This window comes from Nonomuraea sp. CA-143628, from assembly GCF_050942315.1.
Classification (GTDB): Bacteria; Actinomycetota; Actinomycetes; order Streptosporangiales; family Streptosporangiaceae; genus Nonomuraea.
Genome location: NZ_CP192072.1, coordinates 6519067 through 6533929, shown reverse-complemented (window position 1 = coordinate 6533929; position 14863 = coordinate 6519067). Strand labels below are relative to the sequence as shown.

At 70.5% G+C, this 14863-nt stretch carries 12 protein-coding genes; 5 read left to right on the top strand and 7 right to left on the bottom strand.

Features of this window, described 5'->3' with window-relative positions; all coding sequences use genetic code 11:
* Positions 1–18: 18 nt before the first annotated feature.
* On the top strand, positions 19–2775 hold the full coding sequence (locus ACQP2T_RS29915; RefSeq protein WP_433519381.1) for an ATP-binding protein: 2757 nt from the start codon (positions 19–21) through the stop codon (positions 2773–2775).
* A 111-nt stretch (positions 2776–2886) separates the two neighbouring features.
* On the opposite strand, the gene ACQP2T_RS29910 is transcribed toward ACQP2T_RS29915, so the two are convergent.
* A complete protein-coding gene (locus ACQP2T_RS29910) occupies positions 2887–3768 on the bottom strand; it encodes a helix-turn-helix domain-containing protein (RefSeq protein WP_433519380.1) in 882 nt (293 codons plus the stop codon).
* Between the two features lie 151 nt (positions 3769–3919).
* Here ACQP2T_RS29910 and ACQP2T_RS29905 point away from each other — a divergent pair, with 151 nt between their 5' ends.
* Positions 3920–4561: a TetR/AcrR family transcriptional regulator gene (locus ACQP2T_RS29905; RefSeq protein ID WP_433519379.1), complete on the top strand. Its 642-nt coding sequence runs from the start codon at positions 3920–3922 to the stop codon at positions 4559–4561.
* On the opposite strand, the gene ACQP2T_RS29900 is transcribed toward ACQP2T_RS29905, so the two are convergent.
* Entirely contained in the window at positions 4547–5263 is a 717-nt protein-coding gene (locus ACQP2T_RS29900; protein ID WP_433519378.1) for a DUF2306 domain-containing protein, read from the bottom strand. The genes ACQP2T_RS29905 and ACQP2T_RS29900 overlap by 15 nt on opposite strands.
* A 340-nt stretch (positions 5264–5603) precedes the next feature.
* Between ACQP2T_RS29900 and ACQP2T_RS29895 the strand changes: the two genes are divergently transcribed.
* The gene (locus ACQP2T_RS29895) at positions 5604–5981 is read left to right on the top strand and encodes a Dabb family protein (RefSeq protein WP_433519377.1); all 378 of its coding nucleotides are present in this window, start codon (positions 5604–5606) and stop codon (positions 5979–5981) included.
* Positions 5982–5999: 18 nt separating this feature from the next.
* On the opposite strand, the gene ACQP2T_RS29890 is transcribed toward ACQP2T_RS29895, so the two are convergent.
* Positions 6000–7196, bottom strand: a complete 1197-nt coding sequence (locus ACQP2T_RS29890; RefSeq protein ID WP_433519376.1) for a tetratricopeptide repeat protein — start codon at positions 7194–7196, stop codon at positions 6000–6002.
* Between the two features lie 216 nt (positions 7197–7412).
* Here ACQP2T_RS29890 and ACQP2T_RS29885 point away from each other — a divergent pair, with 216 nt between their 5' ends.
* Entirely contained in the window at positions 7413–9491 is a 2079-nt protein-coding gene (locus ACQP2T_RS29885; protein WP_433519375.1) for an AAA family ATPase, read from the top strand.
* Here ACQP2T_RS29885 and ACQP2T_RS29880 read toward each other — a convergent pair.
* The 3 genes from ACQP2T_RS29880 to ACQP2T_RS29870 are packed head-to-tail and all read right to left on the bottom strand — an operon-like array spanning position 9488 to position 12542.
* Positions 9488–10183 carry an aspartate/glutamate racemase family protein gene (locus ACQP2T_RS29880; protein ID WP_433519374.1) on the bottom strand — a complete coding sequence of 232 codons (696 nt, stop codon included), beginning with the start codon at positions 10181–10183 and terminating at the stop codon, positions 9488–9490. The genes ACQP2T_RS29885 and ACQP2T_RS29880 overlap by 4 nt on opposite strands.
* 23 nt (positions 10184–10206) lie before the next feature.
* Positions 10207–11574, bottom strand: coding sequence for a UDP-N-acetylmuramoyl-tripeptide--D-alanyl-D-alanine ligase (locus ACQP2T_RS29875; RefSeq protein WP_433519848.1), 1368 nt, complete (start codon positions 11572–11574; stop codon positions 10207–10209).
* 5 nt (positions 11575–11579) lie between these two features.
* Positions 11580–12542, bottom strand: coding sequence for a D-alanine--D-alanine ligase family protein (locus tag ACQP2T_RS29870; RefSeq protein ID WP_433519373.1), 963 nt, complete (start codon positions 12540–12542; stop codon positions 11580–11582).
* A 244-nt stretch (positions 12543–12786) separates the two neighbouring features.
* Between ACQP2T_RS29870 and ACQP2T_RS29865 the strand changes: the two genes are divergently transcribed.
* On the top strand, positions 12787–13524 hold the full coding sequence (locus ACQP2T_RS29865) for a VOC family protein (protein ID WP_433519372.1): 738 nt from the start codon (positions 12787–12789) through the stop codon (positions 13522–13524).
* 43 nt (positions 13525–13567) lie between these two features.
* Here ACQP2T_RS29865 and ACQP2T_RS29860 read toward each other — a convergent pair whose 3' ends face one another.
* Positions 13568–14863 carry a Gfo/Idh/MocA family protein gene (locus ACQP2T_RS29860; protein WP_433519371.1) on the bottom strand — a complete coding sequence of 432 codons (1296 nt, stop codon included), beginning with the start codon at positions 14861–14863 and terminating at the stop codon, positions 13568–13570.

Here is a 14863-nt window from a genome sequence, read left to right as displayed (position 1 = left end):
CCTCTACCGTTTCCCGTTATGCGGTCTCCTGCGCTCACCACCGATCCGCTCGTCGGCCGGCACGACTTGAAGCGACGCCTCGACGAGGTGACCGGCGCCGCGCGTACGGAACAGGGCGGCGCGCTGGTGCTGGAAGGCGAGGCGGGCATCGGCAAGAGTGCTCTGCTGGAGTACGCCCGGAACGCGGCGCCCGGGTTCCGGGTGGTCCGGACCTCCGGGTCGGAGTTCGAGCAGGAACTCCCCTACTCCGCGCTGCACCAACTGTGCGTGCCGATGCTGAAGCACCTCGACGAGCTTCCGGACCGGCATCGCGACGCTCTGCGGGTGGCCTTCGGGCTGGCCGAGGGCACACCCGACCCGTTCCTCATCGGTCTGGCGGCTCTGGGACTGGTGACGGCGGCGGCCCGGGAGCGGCCCCTGATGTGCCTGGTCGATGACGCGCAGTGGGTCGACAGCGCGTCCGCGAGGGCGATGGCCTTCCTCGCCCGCCGGATCGCCGCCGACCCGGTGGCGATGATCTTCGCGGTACGGCCGGCGTACGTGGCGGACGGGCTCGGCGAGTTGCCGAAGCCGGCCGTCCACGGCCTGGCGGACGGGTTCGGCGAGCTGCCGAAACTGGTTGTCCGCGGACTGAGTGACGAGGACGCCAAGGCGCTGCTGGCGACGCGAAGCCCGTTCCCCCTCGACGACCAGGTCCGGGACCGGCTCGTCGCCGAGGCCCAGGGGAACCCGTTGGCGCTGCTGGAGCTGCCTCGCGCCGGTGGCTTCGCCCCGCCTGACGGGTCCTCGATGCCGGCCCGGATCGAGTACGGCTTCCGCGCCAGGCTGGCCGGTCTGTCGTCCGAGGCCCGGCTGCTGCTGATCGTGGCGAGCGCCGACCCGACCGGCGACCCGGGCCTGCTCTGGCCGGCCGCGCGCCACCTGGACCTCGATGTGACGCCGGCCGGCGCTGAGGCGGATGCGACGGGACTGGTCGAGTTCGGGACCCGCGTCCGCTTCTGCCACCCGTTGGCGCGTTCCGCGGTCTACCGGGCCGCCGACGCCGGCGAACGCCGCGCGGCGCACGAGGCGCTGGCGGCGGTCACCGACCCGATCACGGCTCCGGACCGCCGGGCCTGGCACCGCGCCCAAGCAGGTTCCGGCCCCGATGACGACGTCGCCGGCGAGCTGGAGCGGTGCGCGACGCGTGCCCAGGCGCGCGGAGGCGTGGCGGCCGCGGCGGCCTTCCTCGAGCGCTCGGTGGCGCTGTCGCTGGATCCCGCGCGCCGGATCGACCGTACTCTGCGCGCCGCCCAGGCCGGCTTCGACGCGGGGGCCTCCGGCAAGGCGGCGGACCTGCTCGCGCTCCTCGAACCCGCCGCGCTGGAGGAGTTCCAGCGTGCTGAGGTCGACTTACTTCGGGGCCGGATCGCCTTCACCAGGCACGCCGACGGCTCCGGACCCATGCTGATGGTGCGCGCCGCCCAACGGCTGGCGAGCCTGGATCCGGACCGGGCACGTGAGTGTTTCCTCGATGCCGTCGAGATGAGCCTGTCCGTCGGCCGCGGCGGTGCCGTCATCGATCGGGTCCTCACCGCGGCCCGCTCCACGGCACCGGCACCGAGCTCGCCGGACGCCCTCGACGCGCTGATCGTGCTGGCCGACGACGGGTACGACGCCGCGGTTCCGCTACTTCGCCACGCCCTCTACGGCATCGGCGACCCGTTCTGGACGCGGCGTCCCGCGCTCGCCACGATGATCGCCGTCGAGCTGTGGGACACGGACACCCTGGCCGCCATCGCCACCTGGCTGGTGAAGGCGGGCCGCGCGTCGGGCTCGCCGCTGCTGCTCAGGCTCGGCCTCGCGCAGAAGGCGGTCGAGGCCACCCTGATCGGCGACCTCGGGCAGGCGATCGCCACCACCGCCGAGGAGGCGGCCATCGCCGACGCGAGCGCCGCTCCCCCGCTGCTCCACCACCGGCTGCACCTCGCCGCGCAGCGCGGCCGCCGCGAGGAGGCCCTTGAGCTGTGCGAGGCGGCCGCCGCGGCACCGGCCACCGGATGGCCGGGACAGGTCACGAACCTGCACTGGACGACGGCCATGCTCCACAACGGGCTGGCCGAATACCCGGCCGCGCTGGCCGCGGCCCGTAAGGCCACCGAGCACGATGATCTGTTCCTCACCGGAGCGGCCCTGCCGGAGCTGATCGAAGCCGCGGTCCATTGTGCGGACCACATCACCGCGGCGCGGGCACTGGACTCCCTCACCGAGCGCACCCGGGCCGGCGGAACCACCGCCGGCCGGGGAGTCGCTGCCTACTCACGAGGGCTTGTGACCGGCGTCGAGGATCACTACCGGGAAGCCGTCGACCTGCTCGCCGAGGGCCCGCTGCTCCCCTACCTGGCTCGGGCGCACCTGGTGTACGGCGAATGGCTGAGGCGCGAAGGCCGCCGGCGTGACTGCCGCGAACACCTGCGCACCGCCCACGAACTGCTGTCCAGGGCCGGGGCGGAGGGCTTCGCCCGGCGGGCCGCCGGCGAGCTGCGCGCCACCGGCGAGACGGTCCAGGTCCGGTCCGAGCAGACGTACGGGAGGCTGTCCATGCAGGAGGTCGCCGTCGCCCGCCTCGTGGCCTCGGGCGCCACCTCCAGCGAGGTCGCCGTCCAGCTCTACATCAGCAAGCGCACCGTGGACGCCCACCTGCGCAAGATCTTCCGCAAGCTCGGCATCACCTCACGCAGACAGCTCAAAGATCACGCCGACCTCGTCGTCCAGGACCGGCCCGACGGCGGGTGACTTGCCGCACAGCGTCGGCGATACCGCGCTTGGCCGACGGGAACCGTTGTCAGGCGTCGGGCACGAGGACCGCCGGTCGCCTCCATCCGCGGCAGGGTCGTTGCCGCCGCGCTACTTGGCCGGCACGGCTGAGGGTCGTACACCGGTCTCCCGCAGAAAAGCGGACGACAGGTGCCCTGGACTGCTGAAACCGCACCGCCGAGCCACCTGGCTCACCGTCATCCCGTTCTCCAGAAGGCGCGTCGCGTGCGCGATACGCAGCCGGGTGAGGTAGCGGACCGGGGTCTCCCCCGTCGCCTGCTTGAACACCCGCAGGAAGTGATAGGGGCTCAGCCGCACTTCCTCGGCCAGCTCCGCCAGGCGCACCGGCTCACTCAACCGGTCGCGCATGTACGCGATGGCCTTGCGCACTCGAACGTCCTCACGCCTCGTCCGGTCCGCCGAGCCTCGCCGGCCTTCGCGGATCGCCAGGTGCACCACCAGAAACCGCGCGGCCGCGTCGGCGTAGAGTTCGTCCGCGCCCGCCGCGGTGGCGGCGGCCAGCGACTTGAGCACCGCGCCGATCAGCTCGCCGCTGTCCGGCGCCGGATCTCCGGCCGGGAGCGCCGGGCCACCGAGCTCGTCGACCACCCGGTCGAGCACGTCGGCGGGGAGATGGACGTGGATGGAGTGCATCGGCGCCGTGGTCTCGTACCGCAGGCGAGTCGGTACGCCCGGTGTGGCCATCCCGATCTCGCCCGGCGTGATGGGTGTGGTCCGCCAGCCTTCGCCGGTGTCGATGTGCAGCTGTCCCGCGCCGCCGGTGATCAGCCACAGGTGCGCGTCCGCCGAGGGCGGCATGACCATCTCACCGGCTGCCTCGACGTGCTCGAACTTCTGGAGCAGCAGCGAGCGCCATCCGGGCCGTTCCCAGCTGCACAACGATCGGCGGACGAACCGGTCCAGGTCCAGGCCGGCGTAGCCGGCCATGTCGAAGCGCGGTTCCCTCTGCATCAGCGAGACCACTTCTCCGGTACGGGTGACGAGCGGCTAATTACCCAAGCTCACTTTTGTTACACCCTATAACTGGCTCATCGCTATCGTCAATCGCGATGGTGATAGCCTCTAACTCGCGGTGGCGCACGGTGACCAGAGAGGCCGACCCATGGACAGCGATGCGGTGAGCCCGCGCGAGCGCTACCGGGCGCAGGTGCGAGACGAGATCAAGCGACACGCCTGGCAGCAGATCGCCACGACGGGCGTGTCGGCGTTGTCCCTCAAGGCGATCGCCAAGCAGCTGGGCATGAGCGGCCCGGCCCTCTACCGCTACTTCGCCAGTCGCGACGATCTGATCACGGCGCTCATCAGGGACGCCTATCGCAGCCTCGCCGACGCCGTTCGCGAGGCGTACGACTCCGGTGCCGGCATCGCCGCGCTGGCGCACGTCGTACGCGCGTGGGCCCTGAGCGATCCGCACCGATACCTGCTGATCTACGGCACACCCGTGCCGGGCTATGAGGCGCCCGCCGACACCGTCGCGATGTCGCAGGAGATCATGGCCGTGCTGGTCGGCGCTTACCGCAAGGCCGACATCTCATCGCCGGAGACCCCATTCGGCGCTCACCTCGACAGCCACCGGCACTGGGCGCCTGATCCCACCGCGCCGGCGGCCGTCCTGCGCCAGGCCCTGACGTTCTGGACCCGGCTGCACGGCGTGCTGTCCCTCGAACTCGCCGGCCACTTCACCGGCATGGACATCGACGTCGGGCTGCTGTACGCCGACGAAGTCGGCTCACTGCTGCGATAGCGCCTCGGCCTGCCGTGGCAGAGCCTCGTCCGGTTCCGCCGACCGCCGCCGCGCCAGCGGGGCCAGCACGCGCTGAACGATGAAGTACTCCGCGACCAGCACGTTTCCCAGCAGAGACAGCCACGCGCTCGACGCGTAGACATCGCGGTACTCCAGCGACGGCATGACGCCCATCAGCGCCAGCCCGGTCAGCTGGTAGAGCCGCAGAGTCACGGCGGCGAACGTGAACGCGTAATTGCGGACCATCCAGATGCGGTGCAACTGCACCTCGCCGCGGCGGATCGCCCGATACGCCTTGGCCGCCGTGTACAACCACGCCACGATCAGCCCGAAGAACGCCACCTGCAAGGTGGGGCCGCTCGGCGTCACCGCGGAGGAGTAGGCCGCCGCCATCGCGGCGGCCACGACCGAGATCAGATACACCCGCCCCGTGATCCGATGCGCACGGGGGAAACGGGCCCGCAACCGCGGCACGAACTGCCACGGCCCGACGAGAAGTGCCGTGCCGGCGGGCACCGCGTGGAACACGAGACTCACGTAGTACCCCGGGATGCTCATGTCGAGACCCGGAACGGTCGTGCCGCCGACCAGATACGGCGGCACGAAGTAGGCCGTGATGCCGGTCGCCAGCACGGCGAGAAGACTCCACAGGGTCCACCACCAGCGGCGGCGAACGGCCCGTGACATGGTCACAGCGGACATGCGAACTCCAATACCTGCGCGGGAACGAGAAGGAAGGCGCGCGATGCGCGAAGTCGGCGGCAGCGGGCCTTCGCCTCGCCGCGAACGACGCCGATCAAGCGGCAACCGTAGGCGCGGGCAGGTCATGAAGTCGATGCGGGAGATTGCTGAAGAACGGGCTGGAATTGCGGTCGGCCGAGGGGCGTGCTCGCCGGCTTCGTGGGTGCCTACGCGCCGTTGCCATCGAATAGGCAACACCTACCGGCGCGACGAGACACGGGGCTCGTTCATAGTGGGCGCGCCATCATCAAGCGCTGGACCTCTTGGTCAACAGCGTTCACCACCTACGAAGAGGAGCTTGATGATCTTCCACAGCATCCGCATGAAGGCCAAGGCCGGCGTGACGCAGGAGCAGATTGAGCAGGCCCTGGACAGCATGCGCAACCAGGGCCGGGTCATCTCGGCGGTGAAATCGTTCGTCGTCGGCCGGGACTACGGAGGCGATTTCGACTGGGGTGGCGTGTTCGTCCTCGAGGACCTCGACGGCTACTGGGAGTACCTGACGCATCCGGCGCACGCGCGCACCGACCAGCTCGGTATGCCACTGGTCGAGAAGTACGACTCGTACGACATCACTGACGACGACGACCCGCAGATGGGAACGAAGATCGCCGACCTGCACCGGCGACGGTACGAAGGCGACCCCGAGCTGGCCGCGCTGGTGGGCATGCTGCCGTAGCCCGCGCGGTCGCGGCGATCAGGCGGCCTTGCCGCGGGCGATGTAGAGGTTCATGCCGGTGAAGTCGAGAGTGACGTTGTAGGGCTTGTAGAAGGAGTGGGAGATGTGGGCCCACACGTCGAACCCGAAGGGGGCCAGCGGCTGGCTGGGGTTCGTCATGCAGTAGAACTCCTTGGCGACGGCCTCACCGAGCCGGATCTCCTTCGGATAGCAGGGGTAGGCGACGACCGGGTGGCTGTGGGCGAACGTCTCGACCGGGCGGTCGTAGTCAGTGCGGATCCGCAACTGCTCGGCCGTTTCCCCGGGCATGCTCGCGGCGATCTCACCGGTTCCGCCGATGGGCACCGCCACCACCCGTGGTCCGGAGCCGGCGATGCTGCCCGTGCTGTGGCACATGTGCTCACGGGCCAGCCACAGCGGCAGGGGCTGGGCGCCCGCTCGTTCGGCGGCGGCGCGTACCTGGGTGGCCGTTTCGGGGGTCCGGCGGCGCAGGATCAGCGACCGGCCCGCGTAGTCGAAGGTGGTCAGCAAGTGGTAGAAGACCCACGTGCCGATGATGCCGTCGTTGGACTCCTCACCTGTGTCTGTTTCCGACCACTCCACGGGAATGTTGCGCAGCTCGATGCCGCCCAGCTTGAAGGAGTCCAGCACCCCGAAGTACTGCCACGCGCTGCCGCCCAGGTAATCGATCTTCTGGCTGGCGACGGGGCTCAGCCCGGCTTCCTCGGCTACCTTCGCGGACATGCCCAGCCACGGGGCGCCGGTGTAGGGCACGAAACGCTTCGGCGGTCCGCCGTTGACCAAGGCCTCCACCAGTGGGAACGGGTCCATCTGCGCGAATGAGACACGCGCGATGTCGCCGTGGATCTGATACGGCTCGCCGCTGACCGCCGCGAACCATTTGGCGAAGACTTCGTCGCCGGTCGCTCGCCAGTGTGGTGCGGAGAGGGCGAGTTCGTCCTGCCGGATGTAGCAATCGGCCAGGAACCGGTTGGCGTCCTTGTCGTCGGGTGCCAGCTCGAGGGCCATCTTGAGGTATTTCTCGGCGTCGGGGAACCGGTTGGACAGCAGCCCGATATAGCCGCGCCGACGGGCCGCCTGCATGTTCTTGGGGTCTGTTTTCAGGATCTCTTCGTAGGCGCGGCCGGCCTGCTCGAACTTCCCGGCCTTGAACAGCGCGTCGGCGTCACTGTTGCCTTCTCTGCCATCAGCCACGGCTTCTCCCCTTTTCGTGAGCACCATCGCCGTGACGTTCTGTCCAGCGGACGGTCAACCCCGTCCACTGTCGACCGGCCGTGTCCCCACCCCGTCCGCGCCCTGTCATGAGCGTGTCACGGTCGCGCCTACGGTTGCGCCTTCGGTCGCCCCCGTCGAGAAACGGTGACATGCGGCGGACAACGCGCGCACATTCGGCACCGATCGTGGTTCGTCATGAACGACACATCTGGATCGCTGGGATGGCACCTGCGAGCGGCGCGTGAGAGGGCGTTCGCCGGGCGGGAGGAGGAGCTCGCGGTTTTCCAGGCGGCGTTGTACGGCGGCGGTCGCAGCGTGCTGTTCGTGCACGGTCCCGGCGGGATCGGGAAGTCGGCCTTGTTGCGGCGGTTCGCTCACGAGGCCGCGGTGACGGGGCGGCCGGTGTCCATGGTGGACGGGCGCATGTCGGAGCCGTCGCCGGAGGCGTTCGAGGCAGAGGCGGAGCCGGTCTTCCGTGACGCGGGGGCGGTACTGCTGGTCGACTCCTTCGAACGCGTTCAGGGCCTGGAGGGATGGCTGCGTGAGCGGTTCCTGCCGCGGATGCCCGTGGGGGCGCTGGTGGTGATCGCGGGGCGCTACCCGCCGGATCTGCGCTGGCAGGCGGACCCGGGGTGGGCGGGCGCGCTGGAGGTGCTGCCGCTGCGCGACCTGCGGGCCGAAGACGCGCAGGCCCTGATGGACTCCTGCGGGGTGCCGGCCGAGTCGCGTGAGCCGCTGGCGGCCTTCGCCGGTGGCCATCCGCTGGCGCTGCTGCTGGGGGCGGCCGCAGCGGTGAAGGACGGCGGGGCCGGCCGGCGGTGGACGCCGGGTCAGGACGTGGTGGCCACGTTGCTGGACCAGCTGGTGGGCGAGGTGCCTTCGGCGGCCCATCGGCATGCTCTGGAGATCTGCGCGCACGCGTACACGACCACGGAGGACCTGCTGCGGGCGGCCCTGCCGCAGGAGGCCGGGACGTTGTTCCGGTGGTTGCGGCGGTTGCCGTTCGTGGCGTCGAGCGGTCTCGGGTTGTTTCCGCATGACGTGGTGCGGGAGGTGGTGGAGGCTGACCTGCGATGGCGGGATCCGGAGGGGTACGCGGTGATGCGCGAGCGCGTTCACGCGCATCTGGCGGACAAGGTGCGTACGGCGAGCGACGCGGACGTGCCCGGCGCGGTGGCGGCACTGCTCTACCCGCATCGCGGCGACGGGGCGCCGGCCGATTTCCACGGCCGCCACGACGAGGGCGAGTTCCAGGAAGCGGCGCTGCGCCAGGAGGACGTCGGCACGCTGGTCCGGATGGCGACGGCGGCGGAGGGCGCGGCGTCCGCGCGCCGCGCCGCCTTCTGGGCGGAACGTCAGCCGGAGGCGTTCCGGCTGTATCGGCGGACCGAGACCGGCGAGCCCGTGGCCTTCTCCGCGTGGTTGCGGCTGGCGGAGTTCGATGAGGAGGAGCTGACGGCCGATCCCATCGTGGCCATGGCGTGGGCGCACGCCCGTGCCACCACGCCGTTGCGCGCCGGTGAGCATGTGGCGGTCAGCCGGCTGTGGACGCTGCCGACGTATCGCGGAAAGACGTATTACGGAAAGACGTATTACGGAAAGACGTATCGCGGAAACTCGCCCCTGATGGAGGTGATCCAGTGGCGAGTGATCGGCGATTGTCTGCGGGCCGAACGGATGGCCTGGTCATATATCGCGACACGGCATCCGGACCAAGCGTGGGCGGAGCGGTTACGGCATTACGGGATGCGTGACCTCTCCGAGCAGCCGCGGCTGGGGGATGACGCGTACACCCTGTTCGTCCATGACTGGCGCGCGGTGCCGGCGCGGGCGTGGCTGGAGCGGATGAACCGGCAGCTCGTCGGCGCCCCGGGTGCCGCGACGGCGGAGCTGGCGGTGCTGTCGCGGGCGGAGTTCGCCGAGGCGGTCCGCGAGGCGTTGCGCCGGTTGTCGCGGCCGGACGCGCTGGCCGTTTCCCCTCTGACGCGCACCAGGCTGATCGCCGAGCGGGCCGGGCAGGATCCGGCCGCGGCGCTGGGTGACCTGCTGCGCCAGGCGATCGACGGCCTGCGTGCGGATCCGCGCTCGGTCAAGTTCCATCAGGCGCTGTCGGTCACGTTCCTGCGCGGCACGCCCACCCAGGAGCTGGCCGCGGAACGGCTCGGCCTGCCGTTCAGCACCTACCGCCGCCATCTGGCGGCCGGCATCGAACGCCTCCGCGCCGACCTGTGGCACCGGGAGTTGTACGGCGCACCGGCTTACCGATCCGCCTAAGAGTCGGCGAGAGCGAAGCCCGCTGCCGCCTCCGCGTGCAGCCGAGCGCTCGGCAGCACCGGGATGGAGCTGTCCTTCTCACTGATCAGCAACTCGATCTCCGTGCAGCCGAGGATGACGCCTTCAGCGCCGTCGGCCGCGAGATCATCGATGATCCGGGCGTAGGCGTCCCTGGACGATTCCCGGAGCTCCCCGCGCACCAGTTCGTCGAATATCACGTGATGGATCAGTTCCCGCTGCTCACGCCGCGGGACGACCACGTCGAATCCGTGGGCGGCCAGCCGATCCCGGTAGAAGGGCTCGTCCATGGTGAATCGCGTGCCCAGCAGGCCGACCTTGCGCATGCCCCTGGCACGGATCTCGGCGCCCAGGGTGTCGGCGATGTGCAGCACGGGTACGCTCACGGCCCGCGCCACGTCGTCGCTCACCCGGCTGAAGGTGTTGCTGCAGATGAGCAGGACCTCGGCGCCCAGATCCGCCAGTTTCCCGCCCGCCCCGGTCAGCAGCGTGCTCACCTCGTCCCAGCGGCCGGCGAAGATGAGGTCCTCGACACGCGTGTAGTCGACCGACCAGATGAGGCTGTCGGCGGAATGGCTGCCGCCGAGTCGCTCGCGTACCCGCTGGTTGATGATCTGGTAGTAGATCACCGTCGATTCCCAGCTCAACCCGCCGATAAGCCCGATAGTGCGCATGGAACTCCGTTTCCTGTGAACAGTCACTGGGCCAGCGCACGGGCGCAGGCGCCGAGCCCGATCTCGCTGGAGGCCTTGACGAGCACCACGTCTCCCGGTTCGAGGAGGGAGGTGGCCAGCTCGATGGCCCCGGCCACGTCCTCGACGGTGTGGACGGCCACGCCCTGGTTCGAAGTCTCCGCCGCCCACGCCATCGCGAGCGGATCCCCCGCGCCGACCGTGATCAGCACGTCGAAGCGGAGGTCGGCGACGAGCCGGCCCATCTCCGCGTGCCGGGCGCGGGAGGCGTCGGCCTGCTGGCCCATCGCGCCGAGTATGGCGACGGTACGACGGGTGCCGGCCAGCTCCTTGACCGCCCGTAGCCCGGCCCGCATGGACTCGGGGTTGGCGTTGTAGGCGTCGTTGACGATGGTGATGCCGTCAGGTCGTTCGACGATCTCCAGCCGGCCCCCGGAGCGCCGCCGCGCGGCGGTCAGCCCATCGGCGATCTCGGCGACGCCCAGGCCGAGTGCGGTGGCGACGGCGGCGGCGCCCAGGGCGTTGCTCACCTGGTGCTCGCCTATGAGGTCGAGCTCGACCGGGGCACGGCCGGCGGGCGTCACCAACTCGAACGCGGTTCGCGCCCGGTCGGCCATCCGTACGCCTTCGGCTCGCACCCGCGCCCGCGCCGACCTGCCGTACAACACGATCTGGGCCTTGGTGCGGCCGGCCATGCCCATGACGTACGGGTCGTCGGCGTTGAGCAGTGCGAACCCGTCCGCCGGAAGCGCCTCGACCAGCTCGCCCTTGGCCTCGGCCACGTCGGCCAGCCCGGCCCCCATACGCTCGATATGCGCGGTGCCGACATTGAGCACCAACCCGACCTGGGGAGGCGCGAGCCCGGTCAGGTATGTCAGGTCGCCCTTACGGCCCGCGCCCATCTCCAGCACCAGGTATCGGGTGGTGGCGTCGGCACGCAGCACGGTGAGCGGCAGCCCGAGCTCGTTGTTGAACGACCTGTCGGTGGCGACCGTCGCGGCGCGCCGTTCGAGCACCTGGGCCAGCAGGTCCTTGGTCGTGGTCTTGCCCACCGAGCCGGTCAGGCCGATCACGATCGGGCTGACGCGTTCGAGCAGGTGCCTGGCCAGCAGGCCGATCGCGACCTGGACGTCCTCGACCACCAGGGCGGGCACGCCGACGGGCCGTGCGGCCAGCACCGCGACGGCGCCGTCCGCGATGGCACCGGCCGCGTAGTCGTGACCGTCGACGCGGGCGCCGACCGTCGCGGCGAACAGGCCGCCGGGCACCACCTCACGGGAGTCGACCGCCGCGGGCGCCGTCACCAGCGCCCCCGGGTCGGGCACGTCACGCAGGCTCGCGCCGACGACCTGCGCGATCTCGTTCAGCGCCATGGGGATCACGAGCCGCTCCTGGCGAACGCGAGGTCGATCAGTCGGCGCAGCAGGTCCGGGTAGGGGACACCGCTCGCGGCCCAGCACCGGGCGTAGACGGAACGGGAGGTGAAGCCGGGCATGGTGTTGATCTCCAGTACGTACAGGCGTCCCGTGTCCTCCTCATAGAGGAAGTCGACCCGGGACAGTCCGTAGCCACCGATCGCCCGGAAGGCGCGCAGGGACAGCTCGCGCGCCTCCTCGGCCACCCGTTCCGGCAGCACGGCGGGGATGGTGGCGATCTCGGCGTTACTGAGGTATTTGGCCTCATAGTCGAGCCAGTCGCCGGGCACGAGGAGCTCGCCAGGCACCGAAGCATCCGGAGTGTCGTAGCCGCCGAGCACGCCGCAGATGAGCTCGCGCGCGGTCACGCCCTGCTCGACGATGACCACCCGGTCGTAGGTCAGCGCCAGCTCCACGCCCGCGCGCAGCTCCTCGATGGAGGTCACACGTGAGATGCCGATGGAGGAGCCCATGCTGGCCGGTTTGACGTACATCGGCCAGTCGAGCGACTTCACCAGACCCCAGTGGTCGGTGGCGGTGCGCCATTCGTGCTCGGTGAACCACACATGCGGGGTGACCGGAATGTCCTCCGCCAGGAACATGCGCCGCATCGCGACCTTGTCCATGGCCACGGCGGAGGCCATGACGCCGCAGCCCACGTACGGGATGCCCAGAGTCTCCAGGTGACCCTGGACGACGCCGTCCTCGCCGAACGGCCCGTGCAGCACGGGGAAGACCACGTCCGCCAGATCGCGTCGCAGCTCCACCGGCCACCTGCCCTGCCGGTCGATGATGACGGCGACGGGCTCGTACAGATCCCTCGGCAGAGCATCGAGCACAGCCTGCGCCGACTGCAGCGACACCTCGTGCTCGGCGGACGGTCCACCCGCCAGCACAGCCACGCGTACGCGTTCGGTCAAGATCACTCAGCCTTTCCTCAGCGGCACGGCGGCAGCACGGTGTCCGCCGTCGTGGAACCAGCCCGCCGAGTCTCGGCTCTTCGCCTGATCACTTCCCAGGCCATTCGCTGCCCAGTTCCTGACCAAAGCGCACCCGCGGGTGTGCCGCTACGCGGCGCACCCGCCCGAAGCCATCGGCCGCTCGGCGCGGTCCCCGACCTGCCTGTTACCGCCAAGATGCGTTTTGTAGGTCGGGCATAGGATCAGCGGCATGGCGTTGCGACTTGTTCAGGTGAATTTCAAGGCTCGGGATGACTCGGCGCTCGGCCGGTTCTGGGCGGACGCGCTCGGCTGGGGTCTTTCCAGCGAGGGACCCGGCGTGACCAACCTCGAACCCGAGGGCTTCTCCTGGCCGGACCCCGACGCCTTCTACATCGATCTCGTCCGCGTCCCGGACCCCGAAACGGTGAGATACCGCGTACACCTCGACCTCGCCACCACCTCCGCCGCCCATCAGGCGGAGCTGGTCGCGCGCCTGAAGGAGCTCGGCGCGACGCCCGCCGACGTGGGCCAGGGCGACGTCCCGTGGACGGTTCTGGCCGACCCGGAGGGCAACGTGTTCTGCGTGCTGGAGCCCCGGGAGATCTACCGCGACACCGGGCCGATCGCCGCGATGGTGGTCGAGTGCGCCGATCCGCGGGCCATGGCCCGGTTCTGGGGTGAGGCGACGGACTGGACCGTGCACGAGGTCACCGACGATCACGCGCGGCTGCGCTCGGCCAAGGGTGTCGGCCCATATCTTGAGTTCCTCCGCAGGCCCGGCGTGCAGACCGTGTGGACCCGCATCCATATCGACCTGCTGCCCGACCCCATCGACGAGCAGGCGGCGGAGGTGGCCCGGCTGCGGACCCTCGGCGCGACGCCCGCCGACGTCGGCCAGGGCGACGTCCCCTGGAAGGTCCTGGCCGACCCGGAAGGCAACGAGTTCTGCGTCCTCGGCCGGGCCTGACGCGAAACCTACGCCGACGGCCCAGGTCTGGGACCCTTGAAGATCACCGGGTGATCGTGTCGCAGCTGACCGGCTGCCCGGTGGCGAACGACTCGTTGGCGGCCAGTCCGATCGCCAGGGCGCGGGCGCCGTCCCGCTCGTCCGCGAGCGCCACCGGGGAGGCCGCGCCGTCGAACATCGCGGCCAGCATGCGCTCGTCGGCGCCGCCGTGCCCCTCGTGGACCACCGTCACCGGGACCTCGCGCGGGGGCGCCCACAGAGGACGCACGCGGATCCGCGCCCCGCCGGAGTTGGGCGGGGCGACGTCGCCGTGCAGCGCCCCCGACCCGGCGGTGACGCCCGTGCCCGGATCGGCCCATTGCGTCTCCTCCACCTCCAGTTCCAGCCGTCCCCGGGTGCCGTTGAACATGACCCGGTACCCCTCCCAGGGGGAGTACGCCGTGAGGTGGTAGGTCATCGTGGCGCCGCTGGCGTAGGTGACGAGGACCGCCATGTCGTCCTCGATCGTGATGTCGTCGCCGAAGACGTTGCGGTCGCGCACATAGCCGTCCTCGTGCTCGGCGTTCAGGTACAGCTCTTTGAGCTGTGCGTTGGCGGCGAGGTCCAGGGCGAACGGATCGCTCGCGGCCTCGGGCGCCCCATGGGCGCGCTCGTAGTCGCGCGCGAAACCGGACGCCCGGCCGTTGGCCGCGCCGTAGAAGGCCAGGCGGCCCTGCCCGTAGACGCGCCGCGGCACGCTGCCCAGCCACCAGTTCACCAGGTCGAAGTGGTGCCCGGACTTGTGCACCATCAGGCCGCCGCTGCCGGCCCTCAGACGGTGCCAGCGCCGGAAGTAGTCGGCGCCGTGGCGTACGTCCAGGAGCCACTCGAAGTGCACGGACAGGACCTGGCCGATCTCGCCCGCCCGCAGCAGTTCGCAGACCTTCTCGTGCACCGGGTTGAACCGGTAGTTGAAGGCCACCGTCACGCCGGAGCCCGTGCGGTCCACGGCGTCCAGGATCCGGGCGCAACGGGCGGCGTCCGTGGCCATCGGCTTCTCGGTGATCACCTGGCAGCCCGCCTCGAGCGCGGGGACGATGTAGGCGTCGTGGAGGGCGTCGACGGTGGTCACCACCACGGTGTCGACGTCGCGGAGCAGGCGGGTGTACCCGTCCGGGCCAAGGGTCGCGGCCGGGGGCCGGCCCAGCGCGGTGATGAGCCGGTTGTGCACGGCCATGCGGGTCCGGTTCGGGTCGCACAGGGCGACCAGGTCGACGTGCTCGCGCCGGGCCAGGCCCTGGGTGAACAGCTGCGCGCGAAGGCCGGTGCCGACGATCGCGGCTCGCCGGGGACGGGACAT